The sequence below is a fragment of the Oceanomicrobium pacificus genome (genome assembly GCF_009833495.1).
Classification (GTDB): Bacteria; Pseudomonadota; Alphaproteobacteria; order Rhodobacterales; family Rhodobacteraceae; genus Oceanomicrobium; species Oceanomicrobium pacificus.
The window spans coordinates 1-21,491 of sequence record NZ_WUWG01000005.1; the positions used below are offsets into that span (position 1 = coordinate 1).

A 21,491-nucleotide genomic window follows, 5' to 3' on the forward strand; every position below is an offset into this window, starting at 1 on the left:
AGGATCACCCTGGGAGAACGGATACAACGAGCGGTTCAATGGGACACTACGACGGGAGGTTCTCAATGCGGAGTGGTTCACAACGACCGAGCAGGCCCAGATCGTCATCAATCACTGGCTTCGACAGTACAACCACACCCGCCCGCATCAGGCGCTCAACATGCGTCCACCAGTTCCAGAAACACTCTTAGAGAAACCCCCGATCAGTGGCCCACACAAAGGGGGCTAGACACACGTCATCTGGCAAGCCTTGAGTTCCCGCATAGCCTAGGAAGGGCAGCTTCGCTTCAATAGCTGCATCAGTCAAAAGTGCGGAGTTTACGATCTGCTCAAGCGTGTGGATGTGACTCTGCACGACTGCTACTCCCACCTTTCAAGCAAGCTTCTGATTTAGATCGTAATTTTGACAGAAGACAGCAGACTTGAGCAAGAAACTCAAGGAGTAACATATGTCATATCTTTCCAAGCTTTCCGTAAAGTCAGTGGTTCGCAACGACAAGCGAGACCCTGTTCAGCTTCGTAGGCAGAAGCTCGTCGCAGCTATCGAAGAACAGCGAGCGGTGGCTGAAGCTGCAGTGAACGGCGAAAGCTATTAAGTGCAGCGCAAGAGTTGGGCGAAGAACGAGCAGGGCGAGAAAGTGCTTGTCGAGCGTATGCGCAAAGTTCGCCCGTGGTTTTTCGAGCAAGATGGCGGTTGGTACGTGCAGTGCAAATACGGAAACAAGCCGATGAAACTTGGCAACGGCAACGCTGTTTTCGTAAAGGCGCTGGGAGAGGTGCAAGGTGCGCTTGGTGCATTGAAGTCGGCAGCCGAAGCTGGCGAGCTTGACGCGGCAGTCAGCACAGCGATGCAGCGCAAGAAGTCAAAGTAAGGCGCTTTGGTTGGCGCGATCTTCGCGCCAACTATCCATTCAAGATCGCCAGCAATGTCCCGTTGTCGATCAGATCGTCACGCTTAGCGGCTAGAGCTTTCATAACGATCTCTTCTGTAACAACGTATCCGGTGCGTCCCACGCCGATTGCTGCTGCCAGTCCTGCTTCGTCCAGCTGTCCGCCCGCAAGCATGTCGAACGCCAGCTCAGCCACGCTTCGTCCCTCGTCCTTCGCAGCCTTCTTGGCGTTTCTGTGCACCTGCCGTCCGCTGTGCAAATCCGCGTTCAGAAGAGGGCTGTATTTGCTGTAGAACTTGTCCAGCATTGCTGTGCTGTTGCCCATCTGTGCACTCAGTTCATGCGTTGTCATACCGCTTTGCAGGTTCTTGGTCGCATAGAAGTGAGGGAAGCTATACAGTGTTCCCGCCCTTCCACCCGCGTCTACCTTCAGCCCAAGTTCGTCGAGCAAGGCGTTAAATGCGCGGTTTAGATTGAAGATGGTGGCAACGTCGCCAAGCCGCGTCACAAAGACCAGTTCGTCGCATTGCGCGGAGAGCAGTTCGTCGAGCGTGTCGTAGCTTAAGCGCGGGTTCAGCAGTTGTTGCCGCTCCAAATATTCCTGGGTGTTGTCGCGCGCGACAGCGGTTCTCTTGCGCGTCTTGCCGTCTACGTTGACGAACAAATAGAGTTCGCCGTCCTTGTTATGCCACTCGATGTTTCGCCATCGTAGCCCAAGAGCTTCTGTGCCATGGCGCACCCCGGTGTTGGCGAGAAACAGCACGTAGTTGCGCAATACCTCGCGCGTTGCTGCTGCTTTACTGTTGCTGGTCTTTTTGTGCCACGTGCGCAGCGCGGTGTAGATCTTCTTGTACTCGGCGTCGGTGAAGCTGCCTCGGCTTTCACTCTTGATGCCTTTGTTCAGCAGAGTGGGGCGGAGAGATTTGACAAGCCAGCCGTGTAGTTCAGCCTCGTCCAGAACCCTGTTGAGTGCTGCGTTGTGGTTGTAGATGCCGCTCTGCGAGAACGGTTTTTCGTTCTGTTCCGTGCGCCACGCGTCGAAAGCCGTCAGCGCAGCCAAGTCAATCTTCGCAATGTCTGTGTCGCCAAAATGCGGGACGAGCCAACGACGCAGTGCGGAAATGTAGTCCTTGTAAGCTTGCTTGCCGCCGCCTTCGTCTAGCTCATCTTGCATCCTCTTGATTGCGTATTCCGCGACATGCTTGAACTTGCGGGTTTGGGCGGGAAGCTTGTTTTGATGCGGGCTTGGGTTTCGAAGTAGAGCTCTAGCGCGCGCTCTTTCGCTTCCTCCAAGTCGTCCGTCTTCGTGCTTTTCACGATGCGCTTGCCGTTTTCCAGTGTCAGCCGTGCGTACCAGTTGTCGCTTCCGTTGCGCTTATCCAGCTTCAGTTTCTTGTGCACATTCACAGTGCCTACGCCGTAGCTCATCGCTTGCCGTTTTTGCTAAGTGCCTGTTGCTGAACACTATACGGCAAAATGGGGCGACAATGCAGCTGAAACTGCGCGCGGACTGTGTACGAGTTGTGTACGAAACACAGATTACAGTATCTTGTGAAGGGCGCTGTAAGTTGCGCAATATATTGTGGAAATTTGGAGGCGAGTACCGGAATCGAACCGGTGTACACGGATTTGCAATCCGCTGCGTAACCACTCCGCCAACTCGCCGGAAGTGTGGCGCATGAGGTAGTCCGTTCGGGCTGCCAGTGCAAGGGCAATTTTGCGGGTGCGGCGGGTGCGGGCGCGCGCCGGAGCCGGCCGCGCGGATCCGGTCCGGAAGCGGTGCAAAGCGGCATTTTGGGTGATTGCCGGTCGTCCCGCTTTGTGGCAAAAGCCATGCAAACCCAGTCCAAACGGGATCGTTTTCATGACCGACTTCGCCGCCGCCCGCACCGCCATGGTCGACACCCAGGTGCGTCCTTCCGATGTCACGCAGTATCCGATCATCGAGGCGATGCTTGCCGTCCCCCGCGAGGATTTCGTGCCGAACGCGAAACGGGCCGTCGCCTATATGGGCGAGCATGTGGACCTCGGCAACGGGCGTTTCCTGCTCGACCCGCGCGTGATGGGCAAGATGCTGAGCGCGGCCTCGGTCGCGCCCGATGATCTGGTGCTCGATATCGGCTGCGCGACCGGCTATTCGACCGCGCTTCTGGCCCGCATGGCCGAGGCCGTTGTCGGGGTCGAGGAAGACGAGGCCATGGCCCGCAGCGCGGAGGAGACGCTGAGCGAACTCGGCGCCGACAATGCCGTGGTGCAGACCGGCCCGCTCATCGAAGGGGACGCGGCCAACGGTCCCTATGACGTGATCCTGATCCAGGGCGGGGTGGAACAGGTGCCGGCCGCGATCCTTGACCAGCTGAAAGAAGACGGGCGGATCGTCGCGATCCATCTGCAGGATGCCGGCGGCCGTTGCGACCTTGGTATCAAGGCCAACGGGCGGGTAGCATGGCGGCGTGCCTTCGACGCAACAGCGCCGCGCCTGCCTGGTTTCGAAAAGCCACAGACGTTCGAATTCTGACCCCTTTCCCTTGATCGCCGCACGGCCACGGTTAAGGTTGCCTAAAAGGCAAGCTGCCCCGCAGCCTGCCGCAAACAAGGATGGGTTCATGAAACGTCGCGTTCTTGCCGGGCTCCTGCTCGGCGCTTCACTGGTTCCTTTCGGTGCATGGGCGGACACGCTGACCGACGCGCTTGTCGCCGCCTACCAGACCAACCCGAATCTCGAGATCAGCCGTGCCGCGCTGCGGGCGCTGGACGAGAATGTGGCCCAGGCCCGCGCCGGTCTGCGCCCCACGATCGACTTCAACCTGAATGCGCAGGGCGTGGGGGGCGATCCGGCCTTCAATGACACGTTCAATTCCGTGCGCGACACTTATGACGCGACGCTCGACGCCGCGCTGGTCCTCTATGACGGGGGCAGCACGCCCAATGCCATCGCCGCCGCCAAGGCGGCCGTGGCTGCGGCCCGCTCCTCGCTGCGCGACACGGAGCAGACCGTGCTGCTCGACGCGGTGACGGCCTACATGGATGTGCGCCGCGATCAGGACATTGTCGGCGTGGCGGAAAACAACGTGACGGTAACGGGCGAACAGGTCCGCGCCACCACCGACCGGTTCGAGGTGGGCGAGGTGACCCGCACCGACGTGTCGCAGGCGCAGGCGCGTCTGGCACTGTCGCAGAGCCAGCTGGCCGCCGCACGCGGGGCGCTGGCACGGTCCGTGCAGAATTACATCAATGTGGTCGGCATTCCGCCGAACAACCTGCAGCCGCCCCCGGCCATTCCGCGCCTGCCGTCCAACCTGAGCGAGGCGCAGACGATTGCGATGCGCTCGCAGCCGCTCATTGAAGCGGCACGGTTCAACCAGCAGGCCGCGCAATATGATGTGGAGCGCGCCCGCGCCTCGTCGCGTCTCAACGTGTCTGTCGGGGCCTCGGTCGGCTATGGCGTCAGCAGCCAGATCGACAATTACGACAGTTCCATCGGCCGCGTTTTCCTGCGGGCCGGCGTGCCGATCTACAAGGGGGGATCGCTGCCCTCGCTCGTGCGTCAGGCACAGGATGTGCTCGACCGCCGCAAGGCCGAATTGCAGAACACTGCACGGCTCGTCCAGCAGTCGACCGCGATTTCCTGGGCCAATCTCGACGTGGCCCGCGCCTCCATCGTGGCCAACGAGCAGCAGATCACCGCGCAGCAGATCGCGCTCGAAGGGGTGACGGAAGAAGCCCGGCTCGGCGCGCGGACGACGCTCGACGTGCTGAACGCCGAACTGGAGTTTCAGGAAGCGCGGGTGGACCTGATCTCGTCGAAGCGCGACGAATATGTGGCGGCCTTCCAACTGCTCGCCTCGATGGGGCTCCTGTCTGTCGAGCAACTGCGCCTCGGCATTCCGACCTATGATCCGGATGTGAACTACCGGGCGGTGGAAAATGCGCCGCCGCGCGGCTTCGACACCACGGCCATTGACCGGATCAGCAGTCGGTGGAAGAATTGAGCAGCGGGGCTTCGGCCCCGCACTGCTTGAGCCTACGGGGGTGGTTCAACTGTGAAGACAACCGCTGACGCGAGAGAGAACCCGATGCAAAAGCCCATGTCCCCACCGGATCCGCGTGACGTCAACGATGTTCTGAGTTCCATCCGCCAGCTTGTGTCCGCCGAGGCGCGGGCGCTGGACGACCGGAAAGTCGTCAACGAAATCAAGGATATGCTTGTCCTGACCGATGACAAGCGTGTGGCCGCCGCCGCGCCTGCTGCCCAGCCGCTCGTGCTCGGGCCGGCCGACGCAGCCCGCCCCGGATCGGCACCCGCCGGCCCCGTGGGGGACCAGCAATTGCGCCGTCTGGTGCGCGAAATCCTCAACGAGGAACTGCAGGGTGAACTGGGCGACCGGATCACCCGCAATGTCCGGAAACTCGTCCGGCGGGAGATTGCCCGTGTGCTGAGCGAGGATTTGTCGGAATAATTCCGGCGTCCGGTCAAAGCTCCGCGATCTTCAGGATCGCGTCGATATCCGCATGTTTTTCCAGATGATCGGCAAGCGCGTCGAGCGTTGACGTCACCGCGTCGCCATAGGCGAGCGTGGACGGTGCTGCGCCGAGCGCGGCCAGATAGGCAGCGCGGAACCCATCTGACGCGAAAAGCCCGTGCAGATAGCAGCCCTGCACCTGTCCGTCGCGTGACGCGGCCCCCTCGCTCCGGCCCTCCACCGTCAGCCAGGCGCGGTCCCGGTCCGGCCCATCGCTCTGCCCGAGGTGGATTTCATAGCCCGTCACCTCCAGCCCGTCGGCAGTTCGCGCCGTGATCTGCGTGACCCGCTTGTCGGGCGACATGACCGTTTCGACCTCCAGCAGGCCCAGCCCGTCCACGCGGCCGGGCGGGCCTTCGATCCCGTCCGGATCGGCAATGCTGCGCCCGAGCATCTGGTAGCCGCCGCAGATGCCGAGGATGCGCCCACCGCGCCGGTGGTGAGCGTGGATGTCGATGTCCCAGCCTTGGGCGCGTAGAAATGCGAGGTCGGCTATGGTGGATTTGCTGCCGGGCAGAAGGATCAGGTCCGCGTCGCCGGGCAGCGCCTGTCCGGGCGGGACCATCTCCACCGTCACGCCGGGCTCCAGCTTCAGCGGGTCGAGATCGTCGAAGTTGGCGATGCGCGACAGCCGCGGCACCGCGATCTTGAGCGCGCCCGAGCCGCCGCCTGCAATATCGAGCGCATCCTCCGCCGGCAGGCTGGACGCCCCGTCGAACCAGGGCAGAAGGCCGAGATCCGCCCAGCCGGTCCGCGCCGCAATTTCCTGCCGCCCCTCGGAGAAGAGCGCCGGATCGCCACGGAACTTGTTGACGAGGAAACCGGCGATCCGGTCCCGGTCTCCGGCGGGCAGGACCGCATGGGTGCCGACCAGTTGCGCGATGACGCCGCCCCGGTCGATATCGCCGGCAAGGATGACGGGCAGGTCCGCGGCTTCGGCAAAGCCCATATTCGCAATGTCGCCCGCGCGCAGGTTGATCTCCGCCGGCGATCCGGCGCCCTCGACCAGAACAATGTCCGCCTGCGCTTTCTGCCCCTCGAAGGCCCGCAAGACTTCGGGCAACAGGCGCGGCTTCAGAGCGGCATAGTCCCGCGCCGCCACGGTGATGAGGCGCGCCCCGTTCAGGATCACCTGCGCGCCGCGGTCGCTTTCGGGTTTCAGCAGCACCGGGTTCATGCCCGTCTCGGGGGGCAGGCCGCAGGCCAGCGCCTGCAGAGCCTGCGCCCGGCCGATCTCGCCGCCATCGGCGGTGACGGCGGCATTGTTCGACATGTTCTGCGGCTTGAAAGGCCGGACACTCAACCCGCGCCGGGCCATGGCCCGCGCCAGCCCCGCGACAAGGAGCGATTTGCCGACATTCGAGCCGGTGCCCTGTATCATGACCGCGCCGCTCATGCCGCTTGTCTCTGCCTCCGCCAAATGCCTCCGATCCGCAAACCGGAGTTCGCCGCGACCCTAGCCCCGCCGCCGCACCGGTTCAATCGCCGCCGAAGCGCCACCTAGGTCCGGCCATGGCCTTCGGACGTTTTCGGACCGATGCCGGTGGGATTGTCCGGGTCATAGGCGCGCGGGCGGTAGTCGGGCAGTTGCTCCATCCGTGCGAAGACACTCGGGTGGATGCTCTCCGCATCCGCCTGTCCGATCAGGCGCGGTTCGCGCAACAGGAAGAGTTTCCCCGGTCCCGCGCGGTCGCCGACCATGGGTGCCGCCGGATCGCCGGGATAGCGGTCCCGCCAGCCATCGGGCAGGCGCAGCCCGAGCGATTCCGCGCGGTCGAGCATCCAGACGAAGGGGATGTTGGCAAGTGGACGAGCTTCTGGCCGCCGCCAGACCTGCCCGCCGACATCGGAATGGGCGCCCGCGAACCAGACCTGCTCCAACCGCCCGCGCCAGCCCGGCGCGCAGGTCCACAGGATCGGCGTGTAGGACAGGCGCGTCTCGTCGAGCGCCAGCGCCTGACAGGCATTGCGAATGAGCGGCCCGAGCCGGTGGTCGTGAAAGGCGGTCGCCATCGGCGCGAGCCGGTTCAGGACCGGATAGGGCAGGCCGAGCGCGGCCACCGTGTCCCAGACGCCGATCATCTCGATCGGCACATCACGGTGGCAATAGCGGTCGGAAAACTGCCGCGCATGCAGGTTGCTGCGCTCGGTCTCGTAATAGCGGAAGGCCCGCTGCACACGGCGCTCGGTCGCATGCTGGCGCCGGATCAGGCCGATCTTGCCGATGAACCCGGCGAGCGAGCGCACCGCGTAGGCCCCGCGTGAATAGCCGAAGAGCATGATCCGGTCGCCGGGCCGGTAGCGGCTGCAGAGCACCGAATAGCCGTGACAGACCGACAGGTTGATCCCGATGCCTGCCGCAACCCGCAGCCATTTGCCCAGACCCTCGCCCTGAATGCCGGGATTGTAGCCATATGTCTGGTCGGCGCGCGGACCGCCTTCTTCCAGCAGCCGGTAGAGCAGGCCCGCGCTCGTTTCAAACTCGGGGTGGAGCCGCGAGAGCGTCCCGTCGATGATGAAGATGTGCAGCCGCCCCCGGGCCATGACGGCGGCCTCCGCTCAGCTCGGGCTGAGGCTCTTCACATGGGAGGCGGACAATTCGACAAGCGCGTCGGCAACATGCTGCGTGGCAATCGCATCGTCGCCGGCTGCGACCCGTTTGGCATGGGCGATGGCCAGAACCTGCGCATGGGTGCAGCCTTGCGGCGGCTCGAACTTGTAGCTTGCCAGTTCGATCAGAAGGCCGAGCGGTTCGCGGAAATAGAGACTGTCCATGAACCCCCGGTCGCGCAGGGTGACGGCGAACCCGTGGGCTTTCAGCCGCTCCTCGGCCATCCGGTAGGTGGCCTGGCTGACCGACAGGGCCAGATGGTGGACCGAGCCGACCTGCTGGTGCAGCTTGCGCTCGGAGGGTTTGCGCCCCTCGTCGGTGAAGACCGTGATCGTCGTGCCGTCGCCGCTGTCGAAATAGAGATGGCCTAGCTCCGGTTCATCGAGGTTGGGCTGCTCGAAGAACAGCGTCATGCCGAGCACGCCCTGCCAGAAATCGATGCTCGTCTGGCGATCCGCACCGTTCAGCGTCACATGGTGGATGCCCTGAACCTGAACCTTGTCCATCTCGTCTCCTCCGCTGTTATTCGGCCGCCGCAGCGCCCTTCGCCGCGTCGATCCACTGCCACATGCGCACCGGTGTCAGCGGCATGTCGACCCGCCGCACGCCGAGCTCCCACACCGCATCGAGCGCGGCATTGGTGACGGCCGCAAGTGCGCCGACTGTGCCCGCTTCGCCGCAGCCTTTCATGCCGATCTCATTGGCGGTCGAGGGCACCAGTTCGGCATGGAAGGGGATGTTCGGCACATCGTCGGCGCGCGGCATCGCATAGTCCATGAACGTGCCCGACAGAAGCTGGCCGTCCGCGTCATAGACGACCTGTTCGGTCAGCGCCTGCCCGATGCCTTGCGCGACACCGCCATGGACCTGTCCTTCGGCCAGCATCGGGTTCATCAGGAAGCCGAAATCGTCGACGACAGTATACTTGACGACCTCGGTCACGCCGGTTTCGGGATCGACCTCCACCTCGGCGAAATGGGCGCCGTTCGGATAGGACCGGCCCGGCACGACATTTTCATGCTCGGTTGCAAGCAGGTCCGCCTTGCCCTTGGCACGGGCCTTTTCCGCCAGCGCGATCAGTTCGATCTGCCGGTCGGTGCCAGCGATATGGAAGGCGCCATCCTCGAAGATGATATCGGCAACCGCGGCTTCCAGTTCCTCTTCCGCGAGCGGGCGGAACTTGTCGATCATGATATCGGCGGTGGCGTTGATCGAACTGCCCTGCATGGTCACCGAGCGCGAACCGCCCGTGCCGCCGCCCTTGGCGATCCGGTCGCTGTCGCCCTGTACGAAGCGGATCTTGTCGAACGGAATGCCCGCGCGTTCGTGCAGGATCTGGGCAAATACCGTTTCATGGCCCTGTCCGTTCGACTGGGTGCCGACATAAAGGTCGACCATCCCGTCCTCGGCGAACTCGATCTTCGTGGTCTCGTTCTGGTCGCCGAGAATCGATTCGATGTAATAGGCGAGGCCCAGGCCGCGCAGCTTGCCGGCCTTGGCACTGTCGGCCTTGCGGGCCTCGAACCCGGCAATGTCGGCTTCAGCAATCGCGCGGTCGAGCACGCGGTTGAAATCGCCCACGTCGTAGAGCTCGCCCACCACGGTGCGATAGGGGAAGGCGTCGCGCGGGATGAAATTCTTGCGCCGCAATTCGATCCCGTCGACACCGAGCTGGCGCGCGGACCCGTCCATCAGCCGTTCCATGACGTTGATTGCCTCGGGCCGGCCAGCGCCGCGATAGGCGTCGATCTGGGTCGTGTTGGTGTAGATGCCCTCGACATTGAAGAAGACCGTCTGCACGTCATAGACGCCGGTCAGCACTTTCATCGCGACCTCGGTCTGGATGAACTGGCCGTAATTGGAATTGTAGGCGCCGAGGTTGGACAGCGAGTGGATGCGCACCGCCTGCAGCTTGTGGTCGGCGTCGAACGCGGCTTCGGCCGTGGTCACGAGGTCGCGGGCGCCATTGTCGGTCAGGAGCGCCTCGCCGCGTTCCGACATCCAGCGCACCGCCCGACCGAAGAGCCGCGCGGCCATCGCGGTGACGTAATATTCGGGATAGTCGAAGGCCTTCATGCCGAAGCCGCCGCCCACGTCCGGATTGGTGATCCGGATCTGGCCCGCATCGATATTGAGCACCCGTGCCAGTTCGTCCTTGGTGCCCCAGACGCCCTGACCGTTGATCGACAGGTGGATCCGGTCGCCTTCGGGCTCCGCAAAGGCCCCGCGCGGCTCCAGCGAAGCCGCAAAGACGCGGTTGTTCACAAGCTCCACACGGGTGGTGAAGGCCGCACCGTCGAAAGCGGCGCTGGTGGCATCCTCGTCCCCGAATGACCAGTCAAAGGCGCGGTTGTCCGGCGCCTCTGGGTGGATCGCGGTGCCGCCCACAGCGGTGTCCACATGGACGGGCTTGTCGTCGAAATCCACGTCCACCAGTTCGAGCGCGTCGCGCAATTGCGCCTGGCTCTCGGCGATGATGGCAACGACCGCTTCCCCGACGAAGCGGACCGTGTCGGTGGCAAGGATCGGGCGCACCGGTGCCGCGGCCTTGCTGCCGTCGCGGTTCTTCAGCGTGTCGAAGGCCATGCTGTTCTCGAACCCCGCCGCGGTGATGTCCTCGGCCGTCAAAACGCCGATGACGCCATCGGCCTCGCGCGCGTCGCTGACATCGAGATGGGTGATCGCGGCATGGGCCACGGGCGAGCGGAAAAAGCCGACATAGGCCGCACCGTCCGGCACGATATCATCGACATAGCGTCCCTCTCCGGTCAGGAACCGCAGGTCTTCCTTGCGGCGGACGGATTGGCTGATACCGAATTTCTTCATGTCGCGGATCCTCTCGTGGCGACGGCGGGGCTGCCGTCTGGGCCTTGATCATGGTGTAACGATCAACCCCGTCCGGCTCAATGGGTTCTCCGCCGCTTGCAAAAAATTGACCGGTTGATGCCGGAACCGGGCGCGCTGCAGCGTGACGTCGCGGGCGCGGGCATGTTCTGGCGGGTTTCATCCCCGGCCAAACCCCGCTAGAACGCATCGACCCGATCAATCGACACAGTATGCCGGTGAGCCAACCATGAGCATGGACAAGACCTTCAACGCTGCCGCCTCCGAAGCCGCGATCTACGCCGCCTGGGAACAGGCCGGCGCGTTCCGCGCAGGCGCCAACGCCAAGCGCGACGAGACCTTCAGCATCATGATCCCGCCGCCCAATGTGACCGGCGTGCTCCACATGGGCCACGCGTTCAACAACACGCTGCAGGACATCATGATCCGCTGGAAGCGGATGCAGGGGTTCGACACGCTCTGGCAGCCCGGCACCGACCATGCGGGCATTGCAACACAGATGGTCGTGGAACGGATGCTGACCGAGACGCAGCAGCCCTCCCGCGCCGAACTGGGCCGCGAGGCATTCCTGGAGAAGGTCTGGGAGTGGAAGGAACAGTCGGGCGGCACGATCATCAACCAGTTGAAGCGGCTCGGCGCCTCCTGCGACTGGGAACGGACGGCCTTCACCATGTCCGGCGCGCCCGGGGCGCCTGCGGCCGAGAAACAGGGCAATTTCCACGATGCCGTCATCAAGGTCTTCGTGGACATGTATGAAAAGGGCCTGATCTATCGCGGCAAGCGGCTGGTCAACTGGGACCCGCATTTCGAGACCGCGATCTCCGACCTCGAGGTGGAGAATATCGAGGTTGCGGGCCACATGTGGCACTTCAAATATCCGCTCGCGGGCGGCGCGACCTACACCTATGTCGAGAAGGACGAGGACGGCAATGTCACGCTGGAGGAAGAGCGCGACTATATCTCCATCGCCACGACCCGGCCTGAGACGATGTTGGGCGACGGGGCGGTCGCCGTCCATCCTGACGATGAACGCTATGCGCCGATCGTGGGCAAGCTGTGCGAGATTCCGGTTGGGCCGAAGGAACATCGCCGGCTGATCCCGATCATCACCGATGAGTATCCCGATCCCGATTTCGGGTCCGGCGCGGTGAAGATCACCGGGGCGCATGATTTCAACGACTATCAGGTCGCCAAACGCGGCGGCATTCCGATGTACCGCCTGATGGATACCAAAGGGCGGATGCGCGACGATGGCGCGCCCTATGCCGAGGCTTCGGCGCTGGCCCTGAGCGTTGCGAAGGGCGCGGTGGAACTGGACGAGGCGACGGCCGATACGGTCAACCTCGTGCCCGACGATCTGCGCGGGCTCGACCGGTTCGAGGCCCGCAAGCGCGTCGTCGCCCAGATCACGGAGGAAGGCCTGGCCGTCACCACGCGTGTCGAGGGTACGGACGAAGAGGGCAATGCCGTCACGCGCGACGTGCCGCTCGTCGAGAACAAGCCGATCATGCAGCCCTTTGGCGACCGCTCGAAGGTTGTCATCGAGCCGATGCTGACCGACCAGTGGTTCGTCGATACCGAACAGATCGTCGGCCCCGCGCTCGATGCGGTCCGCGACGGGCGGGTCAAGATCATGCCCGAGAGCGGCGAGAAGACCTATTTCCACTGGCTGGAGAATATCGAGCCCTGGTGCATTTCGCGCCAGCTCTGGTGGGGCCACCAGATTCCGGTCTGGTTCGATGCCGATGGCAACCAATATTGTGCCGCGACCGAAGCAGAGGCACAGGCACAGGCCGGCGAGGGCGTTGCCCTGACCCGCGACCCCGACGTGCTCGACACCTGGTTCTCCTCGGGGCTCTGGCCGATCGGGACGCTCGGCTGGCCGGAAGAGACCGAGGCGCTGGCGAAATATTTCCCGACCTCGACGCTGATCACGGGGCAGGACATCCTCTTCTTCTGGGTCGCGCGGATGATGATGATGCAGTTGGCCGTGGTGGATGAAATTCCCTTCGACACGGTCTACCTGCACGGGCTGGTGCGTGACGCCAAGGGCAAGAAAATGTCCAAGTCGACCGGCAATGTCATCGACCCGCTGGAGATCATCGACGAATATGGCGCGGACGCTCTGCGCTTCACCAATGCGGCGATGGCGAGCCTCGGCGGTGCGCTGAAGCTCGACACGAACCGGATCGCGGGCTACCGCAATTTCGGCACCAAGCTCTGGAACGCCGCGCGGTTTGCCGAGATGAACGAATGCCGCCCGGTCGACGGGTTCGACCCGGCCTCCTGCACCCAGACGGTCAACCGCTGGATCGTGGGCGAGACGGCGCGCATCCGCGAAACGGTCGATGCCGCGCTCGATGCCTACCGGTTCAACGATGCCGCCTACGGGCTCTATGCGCATGTCTGGAACCGCGTCTGCGACTGGTATGTGGAGTTCGCCAAGCCGCTCCTGCAGTCCGACGATGCGGCCATCGTGGCCGAGACGCGGGCGACCATGGCCTGGGCGATCGACCAGTGCCTGATCCTGCTGCACCCGATCATGCCCTTCGTCACGGAACAGCTCTGGGGCGACATTGCCGACCGGCCGAACATGCTCATCCATCAGGACTGGCCGACCTATGGTGCGGCCGATCTGGCCGACGCGGCGGCGGATGCGGAAATGGCATGGGTCATCGGCCTGATCGAGGATATCCGCTCGGTCCGCGCCGAGATGCACGTGCCCGCAGGCGCGAAACTGCCGCTGGTGCAGCTCGATCTGGACGCGACCGGCAGCGCCCGGCTCGACCGCAACCGCGCGCTGGTGGAACGGCTCGCACGCGTGTCGGAGTTCCAGATGGCGGATGCGGCCCCCAAGGGCGCCGTGACCCTGCCGGTGGAGGGCGGCACCTTCTGCCTGCCGCTCGCCGATGTGATCGACCTGTCCGCCGAACAGGCGCGGCTCGACAAGGCGCTCGGCAAGCTCGACAAGGAAATCAAGGGCCTGTCGTCGAAACTCGGCAACGAGAAATTCCTCGCCAAGGCGCCCGAGGAGATCGTCGCCGAGCAGCGCGAACGGCTGGCAACGGCTGAAAGCGAGGCGGAAAAGCTGCGCGCCGCCCAAGCCCGGCTTGCCGAAATGGCGTGACGCCGCACCGGCGACATGATTGAGAGGAAAGGCACCTTTTGGGGTGCCTTTTTTCTGCCGGCCCGGTCCGGGCCCACCCTTTGCAGGAGCATCAGATGACCGACCCCGACGCAGACCGCGCGGCGCTGGCCGACCATTGGGGCTTTGTGAGCCTCCTTGGCGGCCTGTCCGCGCTGACCGCCTTTTCCATCGATATCATGATGCCGGCCGCCGGGATCATCGCGGCGGAACTGGGCGTGCCGGCACGGCTCGGCGGGCTGATCATCGGCGTCTACCTGCTCGGCTATGCGGTGGGGCAGCTTTTCTGGGGGCTCCTGTCGGACGCGTATGGGCGGCGGCCCGCGCTTCTGGCGTCGCTCGGCCTGTTCGTGGCGGCGTCGGTCGGCTGTGCGCTGGTGCAGGATTTCACCGCACTGCTCGTTTTGCGCGTGGCGCAGGGGCTGGCGGCAGGTGCGCCGGTGATCGCGCGTGCAATCGTCCGCGATATCGGCCATGGCGACGTGGCGGCGAAACTGCTCGCGGTCCTGATGGCGGTCACGGCCATTGCGCCGATCCTCGCCCCGGTGATCGGAGCCGGGCTTTTGGAACTGTTCTCCTGGCGGGCGAGCTTTGTCGTGCTGGCGCTGGGCGGCATCGTGCTCCTTGGCCTGTCATGGCGGATGGGGCAGGAGACGATGGCTCAGGCACGACCCGAGCGCTTCAGCCTGCGCTTCGTGGCCTCGGCGAGCCGCTACCTCTTCGCACAGCGCGACTTTCTGGTCGGCATGGGCGTGTCGAGTTTCACCTTCGGCGGCTATGCGTCCGTCCTGTCGCTCGGCGCAGTCGTGGTGGGCGAGGGCTACGGCTTGTCGCCGTCCGGATTCTCCGCCGTTTTCGCGCTCGGTGCGCTCTTCATTCTTGGCGGGTCGCTCTTCGTCCGGATGCTCGTCGGCCGTCTCGGCCTGCGGCGGATCGGTACCATCGCTGCGGCCACGCTCGGCGCGGCGGTACTGGTCCACGGGACCTATCTGTTCGTGACGCCGGGTCTTGCCGCCTTCTGGCTCGCGGTCTGCCTTTACATGCTGGCTTTCGGGCTGGTTCTGCCGTCTGCCCAGGCGGTGGCCATCGAACCAGCGGCGGAAATGCCGGGTTTTGCCTCCTCGCTGCTCGGCGCGCTCCTGATGCTGTTCGGGGCTGGCGGGGCCGGTGTGGCCGCCGCGCTTTTCGACGGCACCCACAGGGCGATCAGCATGACAATGGTGCTCTTCGGTGCGGCGGCGATTGCCTGTCTCGTCGCGGGGCGGCTATATGATCGCAGGAGAGTTGCCGGAGCTTGACCATGCCGCCCAGACTGACCCCGCTTGTCGAAAGCCTGCCCGCCACGGTGCCCTTTGTCGGGCCGGAAACACAGGAGCGCACGCGTGGGCGGGCTTTTGCCGCGCGGCTCGGCGCGAATGAAAACGTGTTCGGCCCATCGCCGGACGCGGTGGCCGCAATGGCTGCGGCGGATGCGGGCATCTGGTGCTATGGCGATCCGGAAAACCACGATCTGAAAATGGCGCTGGCGGCCCATCACGGGATCCCGCCCGAGACCATCATGGTGGGGGAGGGGATCGACGCGCTCTTGGGCTATCTGGTCCGCCTGATCGTGACGCCCGGCACGCCGGTCGTGACTTCGGCCGGTGCCTATCCGACCTTCAACTACCATGTGGCGGGTTTCGGCGGGACAGTCCATGCCGTGCCCTATCGTGATGATGCAGAGGATCCCGACGCGATCCTGAACGCCCTGCGCGATACGGGCGCGCCTTTGGCCTATTTCGCCAATCCCGACAACCCGATGGGCAGCTGGCATCCGGCGGACCGCGTGCAGGCGCTGATCGACGGCGTGCCCGAAAATGCGCTCCTCTGTCTTGACGAGGCCTATATCGAGTTTGCGCCCGCGGGCACCGCGCCGCCGCTCGACCCCGACAATGACCGCGTGATCCGGATGCGGACCTTTTCCAAAGCCTACGGGATGGCTGGCGCGCGCGTGGGCTATGCGATCGGCCATCCGGACCTGATTGCGGCTTTCAACAAGATCCGCAACCATTTCGGGATGAACCGCAGCGCGCAGGCCGGGGCGCTGGCGGCACTGGCCGATCAGGACTGGCTGGCGGCCACCGTGTCGCGGGTCGAGGACGCGCGCGACCGCCTGTCGGCCATCGCACGCGAAAACGGACTGGCACCGCTGCCGTCGGCGACCAATTTCGTGACCATCGACTGTGGCGGGGACGGGGACCGGGCGCGGGCCATACTGGCGGCCCTGATCGAGCGCGACATATTCGTGCGCATGCCCTTCGTCGCGCCGCAGGACCGCTGCATCCGCCTGTCAGCCGGGCGGCCAGACGATCTCGACCTGCTGGCCGAGCGGCTGCCCGAGGCACTGGCCGCGGTCGGTCCCGCCTGAAGGGGCGTCAACCGGTCCGGCCGACCTCTGCGGCCGCCGTCTCGATCTGTGCCGCGGCGATCGCATCCGCCGCGGCATCAAGCGCACCGCGCCCGTGCGGAATGGCCAGCGCCTTCAGGCCCGCATCGAGCGTGGCCAGCGCGCCCAAGATCATCGGCGGGTTCAGGTGCCCCATATGGCCGATCCGGAAGACCGAGCGACCCTGCATCGTGCGGTCATTGCTGAACCCGAGACCGACACCGAGCGTCAGGCCCGACTGTTCCTCGCACCAGCGGCGCAGAACGCTGGCGTCGACCCCGTCGAGATGCAGCGTCGTCACCGCCGGCGAGCGATAGGCCGGATCTGCGATATTGAACCGCATCGGCCCGTCTGCAGCCCATGCTGTCACGGCCGCGCCGACGGCCCCCTGAAGGGCGCGGTGGCGGTGCCAGACATGCTCCAGCCCTTCCTCGTGCAGGATCATGGTCAGGCTTTCGCGCAGCCCGAACAGGTGGTGGGTCGGCGCGGTGCCGGCGAATTTCTGGTAGAACATGCCGCCATGGACGCGCGGCTCCCAGTTCCAGTAGGCGGAGTGGCGTTTCTTCGCGCGCTGCACCCGCTCGGCCTTCTCGTTGTGGAAGGTGAGCCCGAGCCCCGGCGGGACCATCAATCCTTTCTGGCTGGCACCGATGGTGACATCGACACCCCAGGCGTCCATCTCGTAGCGCGCGCAGCCGAGGCTGGCGATGCAATCCACCATGAAAAGCGCATCATGGCCGGCGGCATCGATCGCGGCGCGCAGCGCGGGGATATTGTTGTGGACCGAGGTGGATGTGTCTGTCTGCACCACGAGGATCGCCTTGATCCGACCAGCATCAGGCTGGCGCAAACGGTCCTCCAGCCAGTGCGGGTCGGCATGGCCGTCCATCCCGAAATCCTTGCATTCGGCGATCACGCCATGCGCCTCGGCCATTTCCGCCCAGCCGGCACCAAAACGCCCCGTGGTCAGGACAAGGATATGGTCGCCCTCCTCCATCAGGTTCGACACAGAGGCTTCCCATGCGCCGTGGCCGTTCGACAGGTAGATGACCGGATGGAAGGCAGTGCCCGCGAGACGGCGCAGATCGGCATAGATCCCGTCAGCCATATCCACCAGCTCGCCTTCGTAAATGTTCGGCGAGGCGCGGTGCATGGCATTCAGCACCCGGTCGGGGATCACCGAGGGACCGGGGATAGATCGCAGGTCGCGGCCGTTGGAGAGGGACATCAGGCAGGCTCCGGGATGGTTGTCGGCGTCAGGTTAGCAAAGCACATCAGGCGGGAAAATCGGATTCCGCTGATGGGCGGGATCACGAATTGTCGTGGTTCGACTGCGCGCCATAGCTGCGCGCCAGCGTCTCCGGATCGGCGCCGAACAGATAGCGCAGGAGCGTCCAGAGGTTCGCACTGCCGCGCCGCAGCCAGCCCTCGGCGCGGTAGCGGTCCGCGCCTGTGGTCACGCGGCCGGGCAGGGCCGTCATCCGGCCGCGCAATTTCCGGGCGAGCGCCACATCCTCCATCAGTGGAATGGCCGGGTAGCCGCCCGCGTCAGAGTAGAGCTTGCGCGGCAGGAACAGGCCCTGATCGCCATAGGGCAGGCCGAGAAGCCGCGACCGGAGGTTGGCCCATCCGGCCACGATCCGCGCAGGCAGGCCGGGATCATCGAAGCCGAGCCGGAACCAGCCTGCCCGGTCCGGACGGGCCCGCATATGCGCGCGGAGCATGTCCGGCCACCCGTCGGGCAGCACCGTGTCGGCATGCAGGATCAGGAACCAGTCGCCACGGGCCGCGGCAACACCTGCGGCAAGTTGCGTGCCGCGTCCGGGCGCCGTTTTTACCAGCGTGGCGCCAGCCGCATCGGCAATGCCGGCGATGTCATCCTTCGACCCGCCATCGGCGAGGATGAGTTCGCATATCAGCCCCTCGGTCAGCCCGCTTGCCAGCCCCCCGAGCGTCGGGCCGATCCGGTCGGCGGCGTTCAGGGTCGGGATGATGACGGAAACAGGTGCAGGCATGATCTTGGCGGCTCACCGCGGATTTGCGGGGGTGAAACGGGACAATCATCCCTATATGCACGAGGGACGGCCAAAAGGAGAGACCATGCAGGGCTATGTCAGGCTTTCGCGGCAGGTGTTGCGGCTCGGCGACGTGGATGCGGAGCGTTTTTTGCAGGATCTGGTGACGAACGATATCACGCGGACAGGCGACGGTGCTGTCTATGCCGCGCTCCTGTCACCGCAGGGCAAATATCTGTTCGATTTTTTCATTCTGAGGGGCGAGGCGGGCGACGGGTTCCTGCTCGACGTCGCCGCGGAGCGCGCGGCGGCGCTCGCGCAGCGACTGTCCATGTACCGCTTGCGCGCCAAGGTCAGCATTGATCAGACCGATCTGCAGGTCGTGCAGCTCTTCGGTCCGGTGCCCGATCAGGGACGTGCCGTGCCCGACCCGCGCGACCCTGAACTGGGGCATCGGCTCTATCTGCCCGCGGGAGCCGATCTGTCGGCGCTGGGCGCGGAACTGCCCCTGTCCGCGCTTGACGCGCGCCGGGTGGCGCTCGGCGTGCCGGAGACCGGCGCCGAACTGGTGCCGGACGAGACCTATATCCTCGAGGCCGGATTCGAGCGCCTCGGCGGCGTCGATTTCCGCAAGGGCTGCTATGTCGGGCAGGAAGTCACGGCGCGGATGAAGCACAAGACCGAGTTGCGCAAGGGGCTTGTCCGCGTCGCTGTGGACGGGCCGGCACCCGCACCCGGAACGCTGGTGGAGCGCGACGGCCGCCCCGCCGGCACGCTCTACACGGTCGCGGAGGGCGCGGGTCTGGCCCATCTGCGCTTCGACCGCGCCGAGGGCGAAATGGTGGCCGGCGACGCGCGGGTCACAAGGCTCTGACGGATAAACCTCTCAAGCCGCAGAAATGAAAAAACCCCGCAGGCGCTGGCCGGCGGGGTTCGAAATTTCACGTAGCGGGACCTGTCAGTCGCGGATGATCTTTGCGAAATTGGCAAACACCGGCTCGTTGGCGCAGATCAGGTCGCCCGAGGTCACCGGGTTCGTGTCCTCTTCCAGCCCGTCGATCAGCCCGCCGGCCTCGCGCACCAGCAGAATGCCCGCCGCCACGTCCCAGGCGTGCAGGTTCCGCTCCCAGTAGCCGTCGAGCCGGCCGGCCGCCACATAGGCCAGGTCGAGCGATGCCGCGCCCCAGCGGCGCACGCCGGCGCAGACCGGCATCAGCCGGGCGAGGTCCTGCAGCGTCTCGGGCAAGTCGGCGCGGCCGCCAAAGGGGACGCCGGTTGCAAAGAGCATCTCGATCATGTTGCGCCGGCCGGAGGTGCGGATGCGGCTGTCGTTCAGCCAGGCGCCGGACCCTTTCTCGGAGGTGAACATCTCGTCTTTCACCGGGTCGTAGACGACGGCGGCGACGATCTCGCCCTTATGCTCCAGCGCGATCGAGACGGCCCAGTGCGGCAGCCCGTGCAGGAAGTTCGACGTGCCGTCGAGCGGGTCCACGATCCAGCGCCGCGTCGGGTCCGTTCCGGCACTTCCGCCGGTTTCCTCTCCGAGCCAGCCATAGTTCGGGCGGGCCTCGGTCAGCGTCTCGCGGATCAGCTGTTCGGCTTTCATGTCGGCGCGGCTGACGAAATCGCCGGCGCCCTTCATCGACACCTGGAGGTTCTCGACCTCACCGAAATCGCGCACCAGCGACCGGCCCGCGATGCGCGCGGCCTTGATCATGATGTTCAGATTGGCGGATGCCACCGACATGCCATTGCTCCTTTTTCGGATTCAAGCGCGTCCTATAGTCGGTGTGCGCGCGAAGGGAAAGCCGAGATTTGGCCCGACAATTGCAGGTCCGCGCCCTTTGGGCAACGTTGCCGGCGGGATTCCCGCCGCAAGAGCCCCGCAATTGATCGGATCGCCATTCGTGGTTTAAGCTTGGCGCAATTTTCAATCATAAGAGTATTGGTCCGATGAAACTTCTTTCGCTTCTGCCTTGTGCCGCGCTTGTCATCGCCGGCTGTACGACAACCGCACCCACAGGGGGCGGCTCCACGCAGACCGCCGATGTGACGCCGGTCATCTGGAAAGAAAATACACCGGTGGAGGTCCGCCGGGCCGACCGGTTCGCCTGTCAGCTTGCCGCCTTGGGCGCGACTCCGTCCATGTCGCAGCAACAGGTCATCTCGCTGGCGGAGAAAGCCGACCCCAACAAGACCAAGGAATTTGTCGACCAGTGCATGGCGGCCAAGGGCTATACCGTGACTTTCGGCGCGATCTGCTCGGATCGTGACCTGCAGGGTGGCGTGGTCGTGGGCGCGCGGGTCGATGACCTGCCGCCGCTCAGCTCGGTCAAATGTTTCGACGGTGTCAGCGGCTTCGTGATGAAAGCCTGATCACAGGCGAAATCACCGCCTGCCAAAGAAAAACCCCCGACCGGAAGGCCGGGGGTTTTGTCGTTCCGGAGGTCGTCCGCGTCAGGCGCGTTCGACATATTCCATCGTCTCGGTGGATACGACCACCTGTTCTTCCTGACCGACGAACGGCGGCACCATTATCCGCACGCCATTGTCGAGCACGGCCGGTTTGAAGCTGTTGGCCGCCGTCTGGCCCTTCACGGCCGGCTCGGTTTCCGCGATCGTGCAGGTGACTTTCTCCGGCAGGGTCACGTTCAGCGCTTCGGTCTCGTAATATTCGATCTGCACCGTCATCCCGTCCTGCAGGAAGGGCCGGCGGTCGCCGAGGACGTCGGCGGGCAGTTCGATCTGCTCGAAGCTTTCGCTGTCCATGAAGGTCAGCATCCCGTCGCTCTCGTAGAGGAACTGCTGGTCCTTCTGTTCCAGCCGCACGCGCTCCACCTTGTCGGCTGAGCGGAACCGTTCGTTCAGCTTCGAGCCATTGCGCAGGTTCTTCAGTTCGACCTGCGCGAAGGCGCCGCCCTTGCCGGGCTTCACATGGGAGACTTTGACCGCAGCCCAGAGGCCGCCATTATGCTCCAGCACGTTGCCGGGGCGAATTTCGTTGCCGTTGATCTTGGGCATGGATCCATTCCGTCTTG

General features: G+C 64.7%; 20 protein-coding genes and 1 tRNA gene. 10 read left to right on the top strand and 11 right to left on the bottom strand.

The genetic code is table 11. The features are described 5' to 3' along the window. Window positions 1-229: integrase core domain-containing protein (locus tag GSH16_RS11450; protein ID WP_160855244.1), on the top strand; the 229-nt coding region annotated here is incomplete at its 5' end. 367 nt (window positions 230-596) lie between these two features. Next, on the top strand, window positions 597-872 hold the full coding sequence (locus tag GSH16_RS15930; protein ID WP_328803221.1) for a hypothetical protein: 276 nt from the start codon (window positions 597-599) through the stop codon (window positions 870-872). Window positions 873-903: 31 nt separating this feature from the next. Here GSH16_RS15930 and GSH16_RS11460 read toward each other — a convergent pair whose 3' ends face one another. The 3 genes from GSH16_RS11460 to GSH16_RS11470 all read right to left on the bottom strand — a co-directional run bounded on the left by GSH16_RS11460 (window position 904) and on the right by GSH16_RS11470 (window position 2,555). Continuing rightward, window positions 904-2,064 carry a tyrosine-type recombinase/integrase gene (locus GSH16_RS11460; RefSeq protein WP_160855246.1) on the bottom strand — a complete coding sequence of 387 codons (1,161 nt, stop codon included), beginning with the start codon at window positions 2,062-2,064 and terminating at the stop codon, window positions 904-906. Then, window positions 2,049-2,318 (bottom strand): hypothetical protein, encoded by a 270-nt coding sequence (locus GSH16_RS11465; RefSeq protein WP_160855248.1) that lies wholly within the window; start codon window positions 2,316-2,318, stop codon window positions 2,049-2,051. The genes GSH16_RS11460 and GSH16_RS11465 overlap by 16 nt, the downstream gene beginning before the upstream one ends. A 163-nt stretch (window positions 2,319-2,481) precedes the next feature. Then, window positions 2,482-2,555 (bottom strand) — tRNA-Cys (locus tag GSH16_RS11470). A gap of 199 nt (window positions 2,556-2,754) precedes the next feature. Here GSH16_RS11470 and GSH16_RS11475 point away from each other — a divergent pair. The 3 genes from GSH16_RS11475 to GSH16_RS15795 all read left to right on the top strand — a co-directional run bounded on the left by GSH16_RS11475 (window position 2,755) and on the right by GSH16_RS15795 (window position 5,350). Continuing rightward, complete coding sequence (locus GSH16_RS11475; protein ID WP_160855250.1) at window positions 2,755-3,408, top strand: protein-L-isoaspartate O-methyltransferase family protein; 654 nt, start codon at window positions 2,755-2,757, stop codon at window positions 3,406-3,408. Between the two features lie 88 nt (window positions 3,409-3,496). Further along, the gene (locus tag GSH16_RS11480) at window positions 3,497-4,882 is read left to right on the top strand and encodes a TolC family outer membrane protein (protein ID WP_160855252.1); all 1,386 of its coding nucleotides are present in this window, start codon (window positions 3,497-3,499) and stop codon (window positions 4,880-4,882) included. Window positions 4,883-4,978: 96 nt separating this feature from the next. Next, window positions 4,979-5,350 carry a hypothetical protein gene (locus GSH16_RS15795; protein ID WP_205524110.1) on the top strand — a complete coding sequence of 124 codons (372 nt, stop codon included), beginning with the start codon at window positions 4,979-4,981 and terminating at the stop codon, window positions 5,348-5,350. Between the two features lie 13 nt (window positions 5,351-5,363). Here the strand turns inward: GSH16_RS15795 and GSH16_RS11485 are convergent, their stop codons facing one another. The 4 genes from GSH16_RS11485 to GSH16_RS11500 all read right to left on the bottom strand — a co-directional run bounded on the left by GSH16_RS11485 (window position 5,364) and on the right by GSH16_RS11500 (window position 10,850). Then, entirely contained in the window at window positions 5,364-6,809 is a 1,446-nt protein-coding gene (locus GSH16_RS11485; RefSeq protein WP_160855254.1) for a cobyric acid synthase, read from the bottom strand. Between the two features lie 104 nt (window positions 6,810-6,913). After that, complete coding sequence (locus GSH16_RS11490; protein WP_160855256.1) at window positions 6,914-7,957, bottom strand: DUF2235 domain-containing protein; 1,044 nt, start codon at window positions 7,955-7,957, stop codon at window positions 6,914-6,916. A 15-nt stretch (window positions 7,958-7,972) separates the two neighbouring features. After that, the gene (locus GSH16_RS11495) at window positions 7,973-8,530 is read right to left on the bottom strand and encodes a VOC family protein (protein ID WP_160855258.1); all 558 of its coding nucleotides are present in this window, start codon (window positions 8,528-8,530) and stop codon (window positions 7,973-7,975) included. Between the two features lie 16 nt (window positions 8,531-8,546). After that, window positions 8,547-10,850: a xanthine dehydrogenase family protein molybdopterin-binding subunit gene (locus tag GSH16_RS11500; protein WP_160855260.1), complete on the bottom strand. Its 2,304-nt coding sequence runs from the start codon at window positions 10,848-10,850 to the stop codon at window positions 8,547-8,549. A gap of 247 nt (window positions 10,851-11,097) precedes the next feature. Between GSH16_RS11500 and GSH16_RS11505 the strand changes: the two genes are divergently transcribed. From GSH16_RS11505 to GSH16_RS11515, 3 genes are all read left to right on the top strand, one after another. Continuing rightward, window positions 11,098-13,995, top strand: a complete 2,898-nt coding sequence (locus GSH16_RS11505; protein WP_160855262.1) for a valine--tRNA ligase — start codon at window positions 11,098-11,100, stop codon at window positions 13,993-13,995. A 95-nt stretch (window positions 13,996-14,090) separates the two neighbouring features. After that, complete coding sequence (locus GSH16_RS11510) at window positions 14,091-15,311, top strand: multidrug effflux MFS transporter (protein WP_160855263.1); 1,221 nt, start codon at window positions 14,091-14,093, stop codon at window positions 15,309-15,311. 2 nt (window positions 15,312-15,313) lie between these two features. Then, a complete protein-coding gene (locus tag GSH16_RS11515; protein ID WP_160855264.1) occupies window positions 15,314-16,420 on the top strand; it encodes a pyridoxal phosphate-dependent aminotransferase in 1,107 nt (368 codons plus the stop codon). Window positions 16,421-16,427: 7 nt separating this feature from the next. On the opposite strand, the gene GSH16_RS11520 is transcribed toward GSH16_RS11515, so the two are convergent. Together GSH16_RS11520 and GSH16_RS11525 are read right to left on the bottom strand one after the other, a co-directional pair. Next, complete coding sequence (locus tag GSH16_RS11520) at window positions 16,428-17,666, bottom strand: pyridoxal-phosphate-dependent aminotransferase family protein (protein ID WP_160855265.1); 1,239 nt, start codon at window positions 17,664-17,666, stop codon at window positions 16,428-16,430. 82 nt (window positions 17,667-17,748) lie between these two features. After that, a complete protein-coding gene (locus GSH16_RS11525) occupies window positions 17,749-18,453 on the bottom strand; it encodes a TIGR04283 family arsenosugar biosynthesis glycosyltransferase (protein ID WP_160855266.1) in 705 nt (234 codons plus the stop codon). An 85-nt stretch (window positions 18,454-18,538) separates the two neighbouring features. On the opposite strand from GSH16_RS11525, the gene ygfZ reads away from it, so the two are divergent. Further along, window positions 18,539-19,327: a CAF17-like 4Fe-4S cluster assembly/insertion protein YgfZ gene (ygfZ, locus tag GSH16_RS11530; protein ID WP_160855267.1), complete on the top strand. Its 789-nt coding sequence runs from the start codon at window positions 18,539-18,541 to the stop codon at window positions 19,325-19,327. An 84-nt stretch (window positions 19,328-19,411) separates the two neighbouring features. Here the strand turns inward: ygfZ and GSH16_RS11535 are convergent, their stop codons facing one another. Further along, window positions 19,412-20,200 (bottom strand): inositol monophosphatase family protein, encoded by a 789-nt coding sequence (locus tag GSH16_RS11535; RefSeq protein ID WP_160855268.1) that lies wholly within the window; start codon window positions 20,198-20,200, stop codon window positions 19,412-19,414. Window positions 20,201-20,406: 206 nt separating this feature from the next. Here GSH16_RS11535 and GSH16_RS11540 point away from each other — a divergent pair, with 206 nt between their 5' ends. After that, complete coding sequence (locus GSH16_RS11540; RefSeq protein WP_160855269.1) at window positions 20,407-20,829, top strand: hypothetical protein; 423 nt, start codon at window positions 20,407-20,409, stop codon at window positions 20,827-20,829. 81 nt (window positions 20,830-20,910) lie between these two features. Here the strand turns inward: GSH16_RS11540 and efp are convergent, their stop codons facing one another. Continuing rightward, on the bottom strand, window positions 20,911-21,474 hold the full coding sequence (gene efp / locus GSH16_RS11545; RefSeq protein WP_160855270.1) for an elongation factor P: 564 nt from the start codon (window positions 21,472-21,474) through the stop codon (window positions 20,911-20,913). Between the last annotated feature and the right edge of the window lie 17 nt (window positions 21,475-21,491).